Source organism: Amycolatopsis sp. NPDC003861, assembly GCF_053605405.1.
In genome coordinates this window covers 16152-33343 of record NZ_JBSGJD010000010.1, presented here as the reverse complement: position 1 = coordinate 33343, position 17192 = coordinate 16152, and the positions used below count along the sequence as shown (strand labels likewise).

The 17192-nt window shown below is 71.7% G+C and carries 18 protein-coding genes; 7 read left to right on the top strand and 11 right to left on the bottom strand.

What is annotated here, in order from left to right:
- A complete protein-coding gene (locus tag ACWEVN_RS04810; RefSeq protein ID WP_452050289.1) occupies positions 1-963 on the bottom strand; it encodes a zinc-dependent alcohol dehydrogenase in 963 nt (320 codons plus the stop codon).
- 67 nt (positions 964-1030) lie between these two features.
- Here ACWEVN_RS04810 and ACWEVN_RS04805 point away from each other — a divergent pair, with 67 nt between their 5' ends.
- The gene (locus ACWEVN_RS04805) at positions 1031-1786 is read left to right on the top strand and encodes a CDP-alcohol phosphatidyltransferase family protein (RefSeq protein WP_452050288.1); all 756 of its coding nucleotides are present in this window, start codon (positions 1031-1033) and stop codon (positions 1784-1786) included.
- 4 nt (positions 1787-1790) lie between these two features.
- On the opposite strand, the gene ACWEVN_RS04800 is transcribed toward ACWEVN_RS04805, so the two are convergent.
- The 3 genes from ACWEVN_RS04800 to ACWEVN_RS04790 are packed head-to-tail and all read right to left on the bottom strand — an operon-like array spanning position 1791 to position 4501.
- Positions 1791-2750 carry a DNA polymerase domain-containing protein gene (locus ACWEVN_RS04800; RefSeq protein ID WP_449682610.1) on the bottom strand — a complete coding sequence of 320 codons (960 nt, stop codon included), beginning with the start codon at positions 2748-2750 and terminating at the stop codon, positions 1791-1793.
- Positions 2751-2781: 31 nt separating this feature from the next.
- Positions 2782-3585, bottom strand: coding sequence for an oxygenase MpaB family protein (locus tag ACWEVN_RS04795; RefSeq protein WP_449682609.1), 804 nt, complete (start codon positions 3583-3585; stop codon positions 2782-2784).
- Positions 3586-3616: 31 nt separating this feature from the next.
- Positions 3617-4501: a LysR family transcriptional regulator gene (locus ACWEVN_RS04790; protein ID WP_449682608.1), complete on the bottom strand. Its 885-nt coding sequence runs from the start codon at positions 4499-4501 to the stop codon at positions 3617-3619.
- 70 nt (positions 4502-4571) lie between these two features.
- Here ACWEVN_RS04790 and ACWEVN_RS04785 point away from each other — a divergent pair, with 70 nt between their 5' ends.
- On the top strand, positions 4572-5864 hold the full coding sequence (locus ACWEVN_RS04785) for an FAD-binding oxidoreductase (RefSeq protein ID WP_452050287.1): 1293 nt from the start codon (positions 4572-4574) through the stop codon (positions 5862-5864).
- 79 nt (positions 5865-5943) lie between these two features.
- On the top strand, positions 5944-7110 hold the full coding sequence (locus ACWEVN_RS04780) for an acyltransferase family protein (RefSeq protein WP_449682719.1): 1167 nt from the start codon (positions 5944-5946) through the stop codon (positions 7108-7110).
- Between the two features lie 169 nt (positions 7111-7279).
- Here the strand turns inward: ACWEVN_RS04780 and ACWEVN_RS04775 are convergent, their stop codons facing one another.
- Positions 7280-7702: a nitroreductase family deazaflavin-dependent oxidoreductase gene (locus tag ACWEVN_RS04775; protein ID WP_449682606.1), complete on the bottom strand. Its 423-nt coding sequence runs from the start codon at positions 7700-7702 to the stop codon at positions 7280-7282.
- Positions 7703-7801: 99 nt separating this feature from the next.
- Here ACWEVN_RS04775 and ACWEVN_RS04770 point away from each other — a divergent pair, with 99 nt between their 5' ends.
- Entirely contained in the window at positions 7802-8266 is a 465-nt protein-coding gene (locus ACWEVN_RS04770; RefSeq protein WP_452050286.1) for a MarR family winged helix-turn-helix transcriptional regulator, read from the top strand.
- A 28-nt stretch (positions 8267-8294) separates the two neighbouring features.
- On the opposite strand, the gene ACWEVN_RS04765 is transcribed toward ACWEVN_RS04770, so the two are convergent.
- The 3 genes from ACWEVN_RS04765 to ACWEVN_RS04755 all read right to left on the bottom strand — a co-directional run bounded on the left by ACWEVN_RS04765 (position 8295) and on the right by ACWEVN_RS04755 (position 10171).
- A complete protein-coding gene (locus tag ACWEVN_RS04765) occupies positions 8295-8654 on the bottom strand; it encodes a PLDc N-terminal domain-containing protein (protein ID WP_449682604.1) in 360 nt (119 codons plus the stop codon).
- A gap of 58 nt (positions 8655-8712) precedes the next feature.
- Entirely contained in the window at positions 8713-9372 is a 660-nt protein-coding gene (locus ACWEVN_RS04760; protein WP_452050325.1) for a hypothetical protein, read from the bottom strand.
- A gap of 121 nt (positions 9373-9493) precedes the next feature.
- Complete coding sequence (locus ACWEVN_RS04755) at positions 9494-10171, bottom strand: GNAT family N-acetyltransferase (RefSeq protein WP_310968591.1); 678 nt, start codon at positions 10169-10171, stop codon at positions 9494-9496.
- A 52-nt stretch (positions 10172-10223) separates the two neighbouring features.
- Between ACWEVN_RS04755 and ACWEVN_RS04750 the strand changes: the two genes are divergently transcribed.
- The gene (locus ACWEVN_RS04750) at positions 10224-11066 is read left to right on the top strand and encodes a PaaX family transcriptional regulator (protein ID WP_452050285.1); all 843 of its coding nucleotides are present in this window, start codon (positions 10224-10226) and stop codon (positions 11064-11066) included.
- On the opposite strand, the gene ACWEVN_RS04745 is transcribed toward ACWEVN_RS04750, so the two are convergent.
- Entirely contained in the window at positions 11053-11448 is a 396-nt protein-coding gene (locus tag ACWEVN_RS04745) for a RidA family protein (protein ID WP_452050284.1), read from the bottom strand. The genes ACWEVN_RS04750 and ACWEVN_RS04745 overlap by 14 nt on opposite strands.
- A gap of 67 nt (positions 11449-11515) precedes the next feature.
- On the opposite strand from ACWEVN_RS04745, the gene ACWEVN_RS04740 reads away from it, so the two are divergent.
- Positions 11516-13858: a bifunctional salicylyl-CoA 5-hydroxylase/oxidoreductase gene (locus ACWEVN_RS04740; RefSeq protein WP_452050283.1), complete on the top strand. Its 2343-nt coding sequence runs from the start codon at positions 11516-11518 to the stop codon at positions 13856-13858.
- Positions 13855-15015: an acyl-CoA dehydrogenase family protein gene (locus ACWEVN_RS04735; RefSeq protein ID WP_452050282.1), complete on the top strand. Its 1161-nt coding sequence runs from the start codon at positions 13855-13857 to the stop codon at positions 15013-15015. Before ACWEVN_RS04740 ends, ACWEVN_RS04735 begins: the two co-directional genes overlap by 4 nt.
- Here the strand turns inward: ACWEVN_RS04735 and ACWEVN_RS04730 are convergent.
- Together ACWEVN_RS04730 and ACWEVN_RS04725 are read right to left on the bottom strand one after the other, a co-directional pair.
- Entirely contained in the window at positions 14966-15586 is a 621-nt protein-coding gene (locus ACWEVN_RS04730; RefSeq protein ID WP_449682597.1) for a DUF2306 domain-containing protein, read from the bottom strand. The genes ACWEVN_RS04735 and ACWEVN_RS04730 overlap by 50 nt on opposite strands.
- A 172-nt stretch (positions 15587-15758) precedes the next feature.
- A complete protein-coding gene (locus tag ACWEVN_RS04725) occupies positions 15759-17162 on the bottom strand; it encodes a GH1 family beta-glucosidase (RefSeq protein WP_449682596.1) in 1404 nt (467 codons plus the stop codon).
- Between the last annotated feature and the right edge of the window lie 30 nt (positions 17163-17192).

Here is a 17192-nt window from a genome sequence, read left to right as displayed (position 1 = left end):
TCACTGCGGCTGATACATGACACGGAGGCACAGGGCGGAAAGTTCATTTGCCGCCAGCCGGGGTAACACGGAAGGAAGATCTTCAAACATGCACTCGGCGCTGACCAGGGCTTCGAACGCCGGATCGGCCAGGAGTTCGAGTGCGATGCCGAGGCGCTCGGCGTAGTCGCGGTCCGGTCGCGCGACCGTCCCGACCTGGCTGCTGCGGATCACCAGGCGTCGCGAATGGAAGTTCTCCCCGAGCGGGACGCTGATCCGGCGGTCGCCGTACCAGGACAGCTCGACGACTTCCCCTTCCGGCGCGAGCAGGTCCAGGGCTTTGGCCAGGCCGGCCTCGGACGCGCTGGCGTGCACCACGAGGTCGCAGTCGCCCAGTGCTTCTTCGGGAGTCGAGAAGTCGACACCGAGCGCAGCCGCGATGTCCGCTTTGGCCGGATCGACGTCGACCAGCTGCACTCGCGCCGCCGGGAAGCCACTGAGGAGCTTGGCGACGCTCGCGCCGACCATCCCGGCCCCGATGACGGCGATCCGGTCGCCGAGCCGCGGGCGCGCGTCCCACACGGCGTTCACCGCGGTCTCGACCGTGCCGGCGAGGATCGCGCGACCGGGCGGGACGTTCTCGGGCACCGGCGTCACCGCGCTCGCCGGGACGACGTACGCGGTCTGGTGCGGGTAGAGGCAGAACACGGTCTTGCCCCGGAGGTGCTCCGGCCCGTGTTCGACGACGCCGACGTTGAGGTAGCCGTACTTGACCGGGCCGGGGAACTCACCTTCCTGGAAGGGGGCGCGCATGACGTCGTGCTGGCTCGCCGGGACACCGCCGCGGAAGACGAGGGTTTCGGTGCCGCGGCTGACGCCGGAGCACAGCGTGCGGACGAGCACGTCGTCCGGTCCGGGGTCGGGCAGCCGCTCCTCGCGCAGCTGTCCCGCGCCGGGACTTTGAACCCAGAAAGCCTGTTCCACGTGTTTCTCCTCAGCGGGCGACCGGAGGCTGGTGTCGCCACCCTATGAGCAATTCGCGGAGTCGACGATGATCAAACAGGACCTTCTCCTGCGTGCGGTGATCCCGGCGCCGGTGCTCGCCGCGGGGGTCTTCGCGGGCGGTTCCGCCCCGCTGGCCTGGGCGACCGGAGCCGTCTACGGCCTCGCGCTGGTGCTGCTGACCGAGTGGGGGCTGCGCCGCAGCGGCCGCCCCGCCTTCGGGCCGGCGGACTGGATCACCTTCGCCCGCGCGATCCTCGTCGGCTGCGCCGCGCAGCTGATCGCCTCGGGCGATTTCTCCCTCGGCTGGCTGGTCGGCCTGGTCGGCGTCGCGCTGCTCCTGGACGGCCTCGACGGTCAGGTGGCCCGCCGCACGGGAACGACGTCGGAGTTCGGCGCGCGGTTCGACATGGAGGTCGACGCGTTCCTGATCCTGCTGCTGTGCATCCAGGTGTCCCGCACGCTGGGGCTGTGGGTGCTGGCGATCGGCCTGATGCGGTACGTGTTCGTCGCGGCGTCGTGGGCGATGCCGTGGCTGACCTCGCCGCTGTACCCGAGCATGGCGCGCAAGACGGTGGCCGCGGTGCAGGGCGTGGTCCTGGTGGTCGCGGTCTCGGGCCTGTTGCCGGGTGTCCTGACGTTCGCCGCGGTGGCGGTCGCGCTGGCTTCGCTGGCGTGGTCGTTCGGCCGGGACGTCGTCTGGCTGGCCCGCCACCGCGTCGAGCAGCCGCCGGCCCGCATCGTGACGTTCACCCGGGCGACCCTGCGCCGCCCCCTGGGCTACGGCCACAACCAGGCCGCCTGACCCGCTACGAACTCGCCTCACGAGCCGCCCGGGCGCGGCGTTTCCCCTCGTGCATCGCCACCACGCGGGCGATCGGGATGGTGTGCCCCTCCTCGACCAGGTCCGCGGGCAGCACGAACGGCTCCGGCATCTCCTCCGTCCACGGGTCACCGTCGCCCAGCAGGGCCGGGACCGTGTGCACCGTGAAGTCGCCCGGCTTGACGTCGGCGACGTCGGCCCAGCGGACCGGGTACGACACCGGGGCGCCCGGGCGGTGGCGCGGGCTGTACACCGAAACGACCGTTGCGCCGCCGGCCCGCGTGGAGTCCAGGAACACCTTGCCCTCCCGGCGCTCGACCACGAACTCCGTCGTGCCCAGGGCCGGGTCGATCCGCTCGGCGCGGGCCGCCACCGCGCGGGTCGCCGCCGCGATGTCCTCCGTCGACTGTCCGGGCGCGAGCGGCACGAAGACGTGGACGCCCTTCGAACCGCTGGTCTTCACCGCGCCGTCGAGACCGTCCTTGCGCAACGCCTCCCGCACCAGCTCGGCCGCCCCCACGGCCAGCGAGAAGGGTGCGTCCGCGGGCGGGTCGAGGTCGAGGATCAGGTGCGTCGGCCCGCTCGCGGGATCGCCGCGGAACAGCGTCGTGTGGTACTCGATCGCGCGCTGGTTGCCGAACCACAGCAGCGTGCGCAGGTCGTTGCAGAGCGCGTAGGTGACTTCGCGCCGCGAGCGGTCGGCCCACAGCGCCCGGCGCTCGACCCACTCCGGCGTGTACTTCGGCAGGTTCTTCTGCATGAACGGCTCCTGGCCGCGCAGCACCCGCACCACGCTCAGCAGCCGGTCGTGCAGCTCCGGCAGCATCCGGCCGGACACCGCCTCGAGGTAGTCGAGCAGCTCCCGCTTGGTGACCCCCGCGTCCGGGAAGACCTCCTGGTCGAGACTGCTCAGCTTGACGCCGTGGCGCACCTCATCACCGCTCATGGGCCCACCCTCGCGCCCCCGCGGGAGGCGGTCAACTCCCCACGAGCGGGCGGCCGGTCCGCAACCGCCACCGCAGATCCACCAGGCAGAGGTTGAACGGGAACCGCCGCAGCGGCCCGGGCAGGACGCGGACGACCCGGCCGAGCGCGGCGAGGAGCGCGGCGAACCGGCGCTGGTCGGCGGCGGTCCAGGGCAGCCGCATCTCGTCGCGGAAGCGCTGCGGGAGGAACCCCGTGGTCACGAACCGGTGGAACCGCCGTCCCGGCACGGCGAACACCGGCGGCAGGAACTCCAGGTCGACGATCCGGGTCAGGTACCGGCGCACGGTGTCGTCGACGCCGATCGCGGCCAGCCCGCCGGCCCAGTACTCCTCGAAGGCCGCCCGGTCGCCGGGCCACATCTCCGGACGCACCTGCAGCGTGGTCCCGAGCGCGGCGGCCTCGGCGTAGAACCGCTCCGGCTCGCCGCCGACGAACGCCAGGTAGACGTCCTCGAAGCCCTTGTACAGGCAGGCCGCGACCCACAGCTGGAGGTCGGTGTCGAAGGCGTCGTACGCGACCGGGCTCGACGCGGTCGAGTGCACCTGCGCGTGCGCCCGGTTGACGCCCTGCCGGTACGCCGCGCGCTCGGCGTCGGTGCCCATCGTCGCGACCGCCAGGTAGGTCAGCGTGGTGCGCGTCCGCTTCGCCGGGTGGCGGAAGAGGTTGCCGCTGTCGACCCGGCTCTCCAGGACGCCGTGGCCGACGGGTGCGCGGGACAGCTGCATGATCACGTTCGCGCTGCCGGCCAGCAGCCCGGCGCCGATGACGGCGTCGCGAAGGGCGGTCTCGGTCATCACCTGAGGGAACGCTCCTGTTGACGACCTGTCAAGAATGTTGAGCTGCCCGGGCGAACGCGATCAACGCCCGCGCGGCGGGACTCAGCGGCCCCTCCGTCCGCCACGCCAGCGCGAGCATGCCCCGCAGCCCCGGCCCGCGGAGCCCGACGACCTGCAGCTCCGCCTGGTGGTACCGAGCCAGCGACGCCGGCACGATCGCCACCCCCAGCCCCCGCGTCGCCAGCTGCACCAGGAAGTTCGGATCGGCCGCCTCGAACGCGATCCGCGGTGTCAGCCCCGCCCGGGCGAAGGCCGCGTCCAACGCCGTGCGCAGGCCCGTCCCCTTGGGCAGCGCCATCAGCGGCAGGCCGTCGAGGTCGGGGATCGCCACCTCGTCCCGCCCGGCCAGCGGACCGGACGGCGCGGTGACGGCCAGGAACGGCTCTTCGAGCAGCACTTGCGTCGCGATGCCGGGCGGCGGAGCCGTCGAGATGCCGACGACGGCGAGGTCGAGCCGCCCCTCGCGCAGCGCCGCCAGCATCGTGTCGGAGTCGGCCTCCGAGAGCGTGATCTCGACCGCCGGGTACCGCTCGTGGAAGCCGGCCAGCAGGTCGGGCAGCCCGATCGGGCCCACCGACGTCACCATGCCGATCGCGACCTGCCCACGGACCAGCCCGGCCAGCTCCTCGACGGCTTCGCGCACCCCCTGCACCGCCGCGAGCGCGGCCCGGGCGTGCGGCAGGGCCGCCGCGCCGACGTCGGTGAGCCGGACCGTCCGGCCGGAGCGGTCCAGCAGCTCCTGCCCCAGCTCCCGCTCCAGGCGTTTGACCTGCGCACTCACCCCGGGTTGAGCCACGTGCAGGCGCTCGGCCGCGCGAGTGAAGTTGCCTTCTTCCGCGACAGCGACGAAGTAGGCGAGCTGATGCAGTTCCATAAGCACTGATTCTAGTCAGCAGAAAAACCAGATCTTGGACTTCTGATCGGGCTCGCCCGAAGCTGGAGGCATGAACCTCCTCCAGCCCGGCCAGGACGGGTACACCGAAGAAATCGCCGGATTCCAGACGGCGGTGCCGACGTCACCCGCGGCCGTCGTCGCCGCCGAGAGCGCCGAAGACGTCGTCGCCGCGGTGCGCTACGCCGCCGAGCACCGGCTGCCCGTCGCGGTCCAGGCCACCGGGCACGGCCTGACGGCGGGCACCGACGGCGTCCTGATCAGCACCCGCCGGATGACCGGCGTCGAGATCGACGCCACGGCCCGGACCGCCCGGGTCGAGGCGGGTGTCCGGTGGGAAGCGGTCATCGAAGCCGCCGGCGCGCACGGCCTGGCGCCGTTGAGCGGCTCGTCGCCGGACGTCGGCGTCGTCGGCTACACGCTCAGCGGCGGCTTCGGGCTGATGGCCCGCCGGTACGGCCGGGCCGCCGACCACGTCCGCGCCCTCGACGTCGTGACCGCCGACGGCGAGCTCCGGCGCGTCGAGCCGGGCTCGGACCTGTTCTGGGCCCTGCGCGGCGGCCGCGACGGCTTCGGCGTCGTGACGGCGATCGAGTTCGCCCTCCTGCCGGTCGCCGAGCTCTACGGCGGCAGCCTCACCTTCGACGGCGCCGACGTGCCGGCCGTGCTGCGCGCCTGGCGGACGTGGTCGGCGGCCGCGCCGGACCCGCTGACGACGTCACTGGCCATGATCCAGTACCCCGACCTGCCGGTGGTGCCCGCGCCGGTGCGCGGCCGGCACGTCGCCCAGGTCCGGATCGCCTACCTCGGCGAGGACGGCGACGACGTCGTCGCGCCGCTGCGGGCCGTCGCCCCCGCGCTGGGGGACACGCTGCGGCGCATGCCGTTCACCGAGTCGGGGTCGATCGCGGCCGAGCCGCGGCAGCCGCACGGCTACCACGGCACCAACGCGACCGTTTCCCAGCTGAACGACGCCATGCTCGACGCGATCGTCGAGCACGCGGGCCCGGGCGCGGCCGCGCCGCCGGTGCTGATCATCGACCGGCTCGGCGGTGAGCTCGCCCGGACCCCGGGGGTGCCGGGCGTGGGCTGGGACTCGGCGGCCGAGTTCGTCGTCCGGGCGTTGACGGTGGTCGGCGACGACGGCGTCGCGACGGCCCGGCGCGTGCACGCGAAGCTGTTCGACGCGCTGGCGCCGTGGACGACCGGCCGGCTGCTGCCGTTCGTCTACGGCGAGCATGCGCCGGAGGAGGTCGCGGAGAGCGTCTTTTCCGGCGCCGACCTGCGGCGGCTGCGGGAGCTGAAGCGCCGGTACGACGCCGGGAACGTCTTCCGGGCCGGGTGAGGCGGGCAGAAGGCCGGGGATCGGGGGCCATATACTCGGCCGGCCTGATCACACCGATAGGGGAACCGTTTTGCGCACGATGAGTCACGAGGACTACCTCGGCATGCGGCGGTTCCCCGGGCTCGACGGCCTGCGCGCGCTCGCCGCGACGATGGTCATCTTCTTCCACTTCGGCGGGCCGAACTGGACGTGGCTGTCGGGCTGGGTCGGCGTCTACCTCTTCTTCGTGCTGTCCGGGTTCCTGATCACCACGCTGCTGCTGCGCGAGCAGGACCGCAACGGCCGGATCTCGCTGTCGAACTTCTACATCCGGCGCGTGTTCCGGATCCTGCCGCCGTACCTGGTGATCCTCGGCGGGATCGTGGCGTTCGTGATCCTCCGCGGCGAGTTCTACTCGCGCGACTTCCCGCAGGCGCTGAAGTACTACCTGACGTTCCTCAACGAGTTCCTGCCGGCGGCCACCACCGGCACGGACAACTTCTTCAGCGGCTCGTGGACGCTCGGGATCGAGGAGAAGTTCTACCTGGTCTGGCCGTTCCTGCTGGTCGCGATCGGGATCGGCGCGGCGAAGCGCAAGTTCCTGCTGGTCGGCACGGCGATGATCGCGCTGCTGGCCCTGGTCCCGCTGACCACCGGCGGCTTCGTCCTGAACGAATCGCAGACGGCGATCTACCGCTCGACGATCCACTACTTCATCCTGGCGGGCGGCTGCCTGCTGGCGATCCTGCTGCACTACCGCCGCGGGTACGCGCTGCTGAAGCCGCTGACCCACCCCCTGGCGGCGATCCCGATCGTCGCGGCGTTCGCGCTGCTGCACACGAACTTCGACGACCTGTGGCACGAGACCCGCAACAACCTGTGGCTGCTGGTGGCGTACGCGGGGCTGACGATGCTCCTGCTGATCGTCCTGGTGAGCCCGGGCCCGCTGCGCTGGCTGCTGAGCACGGCCCCGATGCGGTTCGTCGGTGAGCGCTCGTACTCGCTGTACCTGCTGCAGGGGCCGGTGCACTTCGCGGTGGTCCAGGCGGTGCCGGGGCTCGCACCGCACCGGACGGTCTCGGCGCTGACGGTGTTCATCGTCGGCCTGGCGATCGCGGACCTCATCCACCGCTGGGTCGAGAAGCCCCTCATCGACGTCGGCAAGCGCCTGATCACCCGCAAGGACACCCGGCGCGCGGAACAGCAGGAGGCAGACCGCCCCGCCGCAACGCGCGCCGAGCCCGAGCCGGCGCCGATCGGTTCCTAACGCTCGTCGGTTCCCGGCCGCGGGGCACCTTCGGCACCGGTGGCGCGGAGCCACGAAGCCCCCCGCAGCCAACAGCGCCGGCGTCAGCCGCCGGAACCGCGCGCGGGAGTCTTCGTACGGAGCCCGCGCCGATCGGCCCGCCGCGACGCGCGCCAGCGCCGATCGGTTCCTAGCGCTCCAGGACCACGATCGGGATGACCCGGGTGGTCTTCGTCTCGTACTCCGCGAAGCCCTCCGCGTGCGCGACCATGCCCGCGTACAGGCGGTCGCGCTCGGCGCGGTCGGCGATCACGGTGGCCGTCGCCTCGAACTTCTCGGTGCCGACCTCGACCGTGACCTTCGGGTTGGCGACCAGGTTGTGGTACCAAGCCGGGTTCTTCGGCGCGCCGCCCATCGACGCGGCGACGACGTAGCGGTCGCCGTCCTTCGTGTAGACGAGCGGGGACAGGCGCTCCGCGCCGCTCTTCGCGCCGGTGGTGGTGAGCAAGAGCACGTTCTTGCCCTCGAAGTAGTTGCCGACCTTGCCCTCGTTGGCCCGGAATTCCTCGACGACCTGCTTGTTGAAGTCGTTCATCTCGGCTGGCGTGGTCATGGGATCCCCTTGTTTCTGGCCGGTACGCTCAAGCGGGCGCGAGGTACGCTCGGGCGAAGAGTTTGTTTTGCAAGCAAAGCTACCGACGGGAGGTGAGCGGTGTCAACGGAGACCGGACCGAGTGTCGAGGACGGCGTGCGGCAGCTCCTGCTGCTCATGCCCCGGCTGGTCGGCCGCGCGAAGCGCACCCCGGTGCCGGCCGAGCTCGACGGCTGCGCGCTGGCGCCGCGGCACCTTTCGCTGCTGTCTTACCTGCTCTTCGACGGCCCGATGACGGTCACCGAACTCGCCACCCGCCTCCAGGTGGCCCCGACGACGGCCAGCCTGATGGTCGGCGACCTCAGCCGCCAGGGCGTCCTGAACCGCGACGAAGACCCGGCCGACCGCCGCCGCACGATCGTCAGCATCACCGACGACAAGCGCCCGGCCGTCGACGCCTGGCTCGCCCGCGGCGCCAAGGCCTGGAGCGACGCCCTGACCCCGCTCACTCCGGCCGAGCGCCGCCTGGTCATCACGACCCTGGAAGCCTACGAACGCGGCACCTGCGAAGGCCCCACCTGCTGACCCCCGTGATCAGAGGGTCGACACGGCGTTATTCGTCGCCGCGCTTTTCGCGGGCCAGCTTGCGCTGGGCTTCCGCGCGTTCCCGGCACTTGCGGAGGAATTCCTCGTCGTCTTCCGGGCTCGTGGCCGCGAAGCGGCCCGGGCGGTCGTACTCCGGGAACGCCGGCGCCTGGCGCTCGTACGGGCCGCGCGCCCGCGCCACCTGCTGCGGACGGCCCGCCACCAGCCAGATGATCGAGCCGACCAGCGGCACCACCAGCACGAGCAGCAGCCACAACCCCTTCGGCAGGTTGCGGCAGGACCCCTCGTCCGTGGTGATCACGTCGACCAGGCAGAAGATCCACAACCCGAACGTGACGACGCCGAGCAGGCCGTTGAAATACAGCAATTCCCCGCCTTCCCCCAAAGGATGAACGCGGTAAGTCTTAGCAGAAGCCCCGGGCCGTTCAGCCGCGGGTCACCCGCAGGCAAACGGGCATCCGGAGATTCGGCGACGAAACCCAGGAGACTTCCGCTTCTGTCAGGCGGAATCCACGCAACGCCCCGAGAACGCCGGCCGCGAGAGCGTGCGCTTGCCGCGCGCCCGGGCACGCGCGCGGCCCCGCCCCGAACGGCGTCCCGGCGAGGGACACCGTCACGTCGGCGCCGTCGACCCGGCGGCGCGTGGCGAGCACCGGCTGTTCGGCCGGTTTTCCGGTCAGGGCCGCGAAAAGCTCGTTCCCGATGAGCCCCGCCGTGGCGTCGCAGGCCTGGACGAGCAGGCCGATCCGCGCCGCCGCGAGTTCCGTCGGCCCGCCGCACACCTCGATCAGCCGCGCCAACGCCGCTTCCGCGTCCGCGCCCGGCGTCACGTGCGGGTGGTAGGCCGCCGCGAGCGGGACGACGTCGGCCGAGACGTCCGGCAGGCCCAGCGCTTCGGCGAGCACCCCCACCGGCACCGGCCGCGCGATCCGCGCCATCACGTCGACGACTTCGACACCCGCCACGATCGCCGAAGTACGGGAGAAAGCGTTGTCCTGCAACAACTCCACGTCAAGTGGACCCAGCAGGTCGACGGCGAGCGCCCGCCGCCGGACGTGGTCGGCGCCGTTGCTGAAGCGGGCCACGGACGCCCGCAGCCACGCGACGCTCCCCGGAGCACCATCGACGGGCACGGGCGGAACCGGAGCGGAAAGCGAAGTCATAGCGCGAAGTTAGCCGCGGAAAACGTCGGCGAGCGCCGAAGTTTCACAGCACCGGAGCAGCCGGGAACCACGTCGCCTGCGGCCCACCGCACCGCGTCGGGCGCGGGACGTCGTGCTGGAACCACCACGCCTCGGTGACGCGGCCGTCCGGCAGCCGGTACGTCGGCGGGCCACCCACCCGGCCGAGCCCGGCCGCCTGCAGCGACCGCGCGCTGGCGACGTTGCCGACTTCCGCACCGGCCCGCACCCGCGCCAGGCCGAGGTGGTCGTGCGCCAGCGTCAGCCCGGCCGCGAAGAGCACGCGCCCGAACCCGCGGCCGCGGTACGCCGGCGCGAGGTAGCCGCCGGTCTCCGGGCCCCCGTCCTCGCCCGTGTGCACGCTCACCAGGCCGACGCAGCGGTTGGCCTCGACGTCGATCATCACCAGGTCGACGGACTGCGGATCGGGGGACGCCCAGTCCGGCCCGGTGCCGGGCACGACCCGCAGCGCGTCCGCCCGCGCCGGCTCGGCGACGATCGAGTCGCGCTGCCAGCCGAGCCACCGCTGCGCCGCCGGATCACTGCCCCCGGCCACGGCGGCGGCGTACTCCCACGCGGTCGGCGTGCGGAAGAGGAAGCGCCCGCCGCGCAGCACGTGGCCCTGCCGGTCGCAGGTCCGCTTGGTCATCAGGCGGCCCCGGCGGGTGAGCCGGTCGAAGATCCCCTTGGTGGCTGGCAGCATCGCGGCGAAATCGTAGCGGAGCGATCCGGCCGGGAGTTGCTATCGTGGCGCGATGACGGCCGTACCCGAGGCAACCGAACTGGACGGCTCCGGCCGGTCCGCCCAGCCTCGCCAGCTCATCGTGACGGTGTACGGCCTCTACTCGCGCACCGAAGGCGGCTGGCTCTCGGTCGCCTCGCTGATCGACCTGCTGGCCGCGGTCGGCGTCGACGAGCCCGCGGTGCGCTCGTCGATCTCCCGGCTGAAGCGGCGCGGGATCCTCGAAGCGGTCCGCCGCGACGCGACGGCGGGTTACGAACTGTCCGACGAAGCCCGCGAAATCCTGCGCGAGGGCGACGAGCGGATCTTCCGCCGCGGCCGCGCGACCCCGGCCGACGGCTGGCTGCTCGCGGTGTTCTCGGTGCCCGAGACCGAACGCCACAAGCGCCACCTCCTGCGCACGCAGCTGGCCCGGATGGGCTTCGGCACGGCGGCCTCCGGCGTCTGGATCGCCCCGGCCCACCTGCACGTGGCGACCGAGGAAGCGCTCACCCGGCTCGGCCTGGCCGGGTACGCCGACCTGTTCCGCGCCGACCACCTGGCCTTCGGCGACGTCGCGGCGAAGGTCCGCGACTGGTGGGACCTCGACCGGCTGGACGAGCTGTACACGACCTTCCTCGACGAGCACGGGCCGGCGCTGCGGCGCAAGTCCGTGACGGAGGAGCAGGCGTTCGCCGACTACGTCCGGGTGCTGACCGGCTGGCGGCGGATGCCCTACCTCGACCCGGGCCTGCCCGCGGAGTTTTTGCCGGCCGGCTGGTCCGGGATCCGCGCGGCCGAGCTGTTCTTCCAACTGCACGCGCAACTGGAGACGCCGGCCCGCGCGTACGTCGCGAAGGCGATCAACCTCGGCTGAGCACCGCGAAGCCCTGGACCTCGACCAGCGCCTCCTCGTCCCACAGCCGGGACACGCCGATGCCCGCCATCGCCGGGTACTCCGTGCCCGCGAGGCGCTTCCACACCCGGCCGATCTCGCGCGCGTGGGCGCGGTAATCGGCCATGTCGACGATGTAGACCGTCACGCTGCACAGATCCGCCGGGGAGCCGCCGGCCGCGCGCAGCGACGCCAGGAGGTTGCCGAGCGCGCGCTCGAACTGCTCGACCACGCCGTCGCCGACGATCTTGTTCGACGCGTCCAGCGCGGTCTGCCCGGCGAGGAAGACCACCCGGCCCTCGGCCACCACCGCGTGCGAGAACCCGGACGGCCGGCCCAGCTCCGGCGGGTTGATGCGTTCCATGCGGGACACGGTACGCCATCTTTCGCGTTATTGACGGTCGTAGTCACCACGACATACCCTGGACGGCGTGCGAATCGCGGTCATCGGTGGCGGCCCGGCGGGTCTGTACTTCGCCGCGCTCGCGAAGCAGCTCGGTCCCGGCCACGAAATCACCGTCTGGGAGCGCAACGCGCCGGACGACACCTTCGGCTTCGGCGTCGTGTTCTCCGACGAGACGCTCGGCGGCATCGAGCACGCCGACGCGGCGGTGCACGAGGCGATGAAGGCCGAATTCGCCCGCTGGGACGACATCGACGTCCACTACCGCGGCACGGTCACCACCTCGGGCGGCCACGGCTTCGCCGCGATGAGCCGCAAGCGCCTGCTCGGCATCCTGCAGAGCCGCTGCGGCGAACTCGGCGTCGGCCTGCACTTCCGGGAAGAAGCACCCACCGACCTCAGCGGCTACGACCTGGTCATCGCAGCTGACGGCGTCAACTCGGCCGTGCGCGCGCGGTACGCCGAGACGTTCCGGCCGAGCGTCGAGACCCGCCGGTGCCGGTACATCTGGCTGGGCACGGACCTGGTGTTCGACGCCTTCAAGTTCTACGTCCTGGAAACGCCGGCCGGGATCATGCAGATCCACGGCTACCCGTACGGCCGCGACGGCAGCACGTTCATCCTCGAGGTGCAGGAAGACGTCTGGCAGCGGACGTTCGGGCCGATCGCGGCGACGTCGCTCAAGCCCGGCGAGAGCGACGAGAAGTCGATCGCGCTGATCCGCGAGCTGTGCGCCGACGTCCTCGACGGCCACCAGGTCATGGCGAACAACTCGAAGTGGGTCTCGTTCGGCACGGTCCGCTGCGAGACGTGGGTGCACGAGAACGTCGTCCTCCTCGGCGACGCCGCGCACACCGCGCACTTCTCGATCGGCTCGGGCACGAAACTGGCGATGGAGGACGCGCTCGCGCTGGCCGCGTGCCTGCACGAAAACGACGGCGTCGCAGCTGCTTTGAAGGCCTACGAGCTGGAACGGCGGCCGGTCGTCACGTCGACGCAGCGGGCCGCGCAGGCCAGCCTGGAGTGGTTCGAGAACATCGCGCAGTACGCCCACCAGGAGCCGCCGCAGTTCGCGTTCAACATCCTCACGCGCAGCCGCCGCGTCACCTACGACAACCTCCGCCTGCGCGACCCCGAATTCGCCGCCGAACTGGACACCTGGTTCGCGCGCACGCTCGGGACGACGTCGCGGCCGCCGATGTTCCAGCCGTTCAAGTTGGGTGAACTGGAACTGCCCAACCGGATCGTCGTGTCCCCGATGGACATGTACTCCGCGGTGGACGGCGTGCCGGGCGACTTCCACCTGGTGCACCTGGGCAGCAAGGCCCTCGGTGGTGCCGGGCTGGTGATGACCGAGATGGTCTGCGTCTCCCCCGAAGGCCGGATCACGCCCGGCTGCGGCGGACTGTACACAGCGGACCAGGAAGCGGCGTGGAAGCGGGTCGTCGATTTCGTTCACACGCAGACGCCGGCGCGCATCGGTGTCCAAGTGGGACACTCTGGGCGCAAGGGCTCGACGAAACTCATGTGGGACGGCATCGACGAGCCACTGCCGTCCGACAACTGGGAGATCTGCGCACCTTCACCACTGCCCTATTCGGACCGCAACCAAGTCCCGCGTGCACTGTCCACAACGGACCTCGTAGAGATCCGCGAGCAGTTCGTCGCCTGCGCTGAGGCCGCGGCCCGCGCCGGGTTCGACGTCCTCGAACTGCACTGCGCACACGGCTACCTGCTGTCGTCGTTCCTCTCGCCGCTGACCAACTGTCGGAGTGACGAGTACGGCGGCTCGCTCGAAAACCGGCTGCGGTTTCCCCTGGAGGTCTTCGACGCGGTCCGCGCGGCATGGCCCGCCGAGCGGCCGATGACGGTCCGGATTTCGGCGACCGACTGGTGCGAGGGCGGCATCGACGCCGACGACGCCGTCGAGATCGCGCGGGCGTTCGCCGCCCACGGCGCCGCGGGCATCGACGTCTCGACCGGCCAGGTCGTCAGCGACGAGCGTCCGCAGTACGGCCGCAGCTACCAGACCCCGTACGCCGACCGGATCCGCAACGAGATCGGCGAGGAGTACGGGATCGCGGTGATCGCGGTCGGTGCGATCTCGTCCTACGACGACGTCAACTCGCTGATCCTGGCCGGGCGCGCGGACCTGTGCGCCCTGGGCCGGACCCACCTCTACGATCCACAGTGGACGTTGCACGCGGCGGCCGAACAGGATTACCCGATGCCGTGGCCGAAGCCGTTCGCCGCGGGCCGCCGCAAGCCGCAGACGGGCCGCTCCGACGGGCCGGAGCCGCGCCTCGACCTCGTCCGGTCCGGTCCCACCGGCACCGCTCACGCCCGCTGGCGACCGGGAGCGTCCACATGACCTTCACCCTGGATCCGGAGCAACGCGCGTTCGCCGAGGAAGTCCGGCGGGTGGCGACCGAGCAGCTGCTCCCCCTCGCCGAGTCCGGAGTGGAGGGTGCGGTCAACCGACCGCTGCTCAAGGCGATGGGTGCGCTCGGCCTGCTCGCCCGGCTCTTCCCCGGGGTCGCTTCGGGCACGCCGTCCAGGCAGGCGGCCGCGACGGACCTGTGCATCCTGCGCGAGAACCTCGCCACGATCAGCACCGAGGCCGAGACCGCACTGGCGTTGCAGGGCCTGGGAAGTTACCCCGTGCTCCAGTCCGGAAGGGACGAACAGGTCGCGAAGTGGCTGCCCGCGGTGGCGGCCGGCGACGCGGTGGCGGCGTTCGCGCTCACCGAACCGGACGCGGGCTCGGACGCGGCGGCGCTGGCCCTCGCGGCGGAGCCCGACGGCGACGGCTGGCGCCTGACCGGCGAAAAGATGTGGATCTCCAACGCCCCCGAAGCCGACTTCTACACCGTTTTCGCGCGTACGACACCGGGAGCGGGCGCACGCGGGGTGAGCGCGTTCGTCGTCCCCGCCGACCGGCCGGGCCTCGGCGGCGAGCACCTCGACCTGGTCAGCCCGCACCCGATCGGCACGCTGACGTTCGACGGCGTTTCGGTGCAGCGTGAGGAATTGCTCGGCGAAGAGAACCACGGCTTCGCCGTGGCGATGCGGACGCTGGACCTGTTCCGCCCGAGCGTCGGCGCGTTCGCCGTCGGGATGGCACAAGCCGCGCTGGACGCCACTGTGGACCACACAAGCGAGCGGGAAGCCTTCGGTGGCCCGCTGCTCAAGCAGCAGGCGGTGGCGCACACCCTCGCCGAGATGGCCACCCGCACCGAAGCCGCCCGGCTCCTGGTCTACGCGGCGGCGGGGGCGTACGACGCGGGCGAGCCGAACCTCGGCGGCCGCGCGGCGATGGCGAAGCTGTTCGCCACCGAGGCGGCGCAGTTCGTCGTCGACTCGGCGGTCCAGCTCCACGGTGCCCGCGCGCTGCGGCGCGGGCACCTGCTGGAGCACCTGTACCGGGAGGTCCGGGCGCCCCGGATCTACGAAGGCGCGTCGGAGATCCAGCGGACGATCATCGCGCGCTGGCTGGCTTCGGGTGCCGGTCGAGCCACCACTGGCTGAGCAGCAGCAGCGTCAGGATGCTCAACGCGGCCGACACCGTGGCGGCGCTGAGGATCATCGTTTCCTTGTCCCCGCCCCGCGGCATGACCACCAAGAAGCCGATCGGGGACAGCGCGCGGGTCATCAGCGTGTTCATGCACATGGCGAAGCTGCGGATCATCCACTTCCGGTGCTCGGCGAACCGGCGCTGCCGCACGGCCCGCCACCCGGCCACGGTGAAGCCGAGCCACAGCAGAGCGGCCACGACGTTGAGCGCGGCGACGACCGGCCCGAACGGGCTCACCGCACCGATCGTCGCCGCCAGCACGGCGGAGGGAATGGCGCCGGCGAAGACGTAGACGCGCCCGATCCGCCGGTGCGCGATCGGGTGCTCCCGGCGCAGCCACGGCCAGATCTGCAGGATGACGCCGACGATCGCCACGCTGCCGAAGGCGATGTGCGCCACGAGGAACCAGTAGTGCGCGGCGAACCCGGCGGGCGCGGGAACGCGCGACTGCGCGGGATCGAGCGTGAGGTAGGGCGGCACTGAATAGGCGAGGAAGACGGCGACGACCAGGGCGAGCGGCGCCACCCAGGGCCGTCGCCACCACTTCGGCGGCGCAGCGGCAGGTACGGGTGTGACATCGGTCCGGACGGTCATGGCTTCCCCCGGGGTCGGCTTTTCTTCCAACGTTACGGAAAGTCCCGAGGGGAAGCCATGGGGTGAGCCACCGCCACCGTGGTGGGGCCCACCCCACCGCCGTTCAGCGGCCGCGGACCCGCCGGACGGTGTCGCGGTAGAAGTACCCGCTCTGCTTGATCGTCCGCTCCTGCGTCTCGTAGTCCACCCGGATCAACCCGAACCGCTTCGCGTACCCGTACGCCCACTCGAAGTTGTCCAACAGCGACCACGCGAAGTACCCGCGCACGTCCGCCCCGGCCTGACGGGCCGCCGCCACCGCCGCGATGTGCGAGGCCAGGTACGCCGTACGTCCGTCGTCACGCACGAACCCCGAAGAGTCCGGGTCGTCGTCGAAGGCCGAGCCGTTCTCCGTGATGTACATCGGCAGGCCCGGGTAGTCGCGGCCCAGGCGGGTCAGCAGCTCCGTGAACTTCCCCGGCAGGATCTCCCAGCCCATCGCCGTCGTCGGCTCGCCGAACGGGATCACCCGGGACGCCGGGACACCGTCCGCGTCGACCGCGGACCCGGCATCGTCCACGCCCGAGAACTGCTGGCCGAAGTAGTAGTTCACGCCCAGGAAGTCCAGCGGCGTCGAGATCACCGAGAGGTCGCCGTCCTGGATCGGGAGGCGGACGTTGCGCGCCGCCAGGTCCTCGACCACGTCCTCCGGGTACCGGCCGTGGACCAGCGGGTCCAGGTAGATGCGGACGCCGAGGCCGTCGGCCTGGCGGGCCGCGCGGACGTCCTCCGGGGAGTCGGTCGCCGGGTCGGCCGTGCACATGTTGAGCGTGATGCCGAACTGCGTGTCCGCCGGCGCCGCCTCGCGCATCCGCTGCACCGCCAGCCCGTGACCCAGCAGCAGGTGGTGCACCGCGTGCAACCCCGCCGCGTAGTCACGGCGGCCCGGCGCCATCACGCCGTGCACGTACCCGTGCATCGCCGAGCACCACGGCTCGTTCAGCGTCGTCCAGTGGCGGACCCGATCCTTCAGCCGGTCGAACACCAGCATCGCGTAGTCGGCGAACCGGTACGCCGTGTCACGAGCCGGCCAGCCGCCCGCGTCCTCGAGCTCCTGCGGGAGGTCCCAGTGGTACAGCGTCAGCCACGGCGTGATGCCCCGGCTCAGCGTCTCGTCGACGAGCCGGTCGTAGAAGCCGATGCCCGCCTCGTTGACGCCGCCGCGGCCGTGCGGCTGGACCCGGGGCCACGCCACGGAAAACCGGTAGGTGTCCGCCCCGAGCTCGGTGACGAGCCCGATGTCGGACGGCATCCGGTGGTAGTGGTCGCAGGCGATGTCACCGTTGTCATTGTTGTCGATCGCCCACGGCACCCGGCAGAACGTGTCCCAAATGGACGGTGTGCGCCCGTCCTCGGAGACCGCGCCTTCGATCTGGTACGCGGCGGTCGCCACGCCCCAGCGGAAGTCCGGCGGCAGGGTGTCGATCAGCGCCTGCTGCTCGGCGGTCGCGGCTGTGGTCTCGGTCAAGGCGGCTCTCCTCCAGGGGTATCGGACACC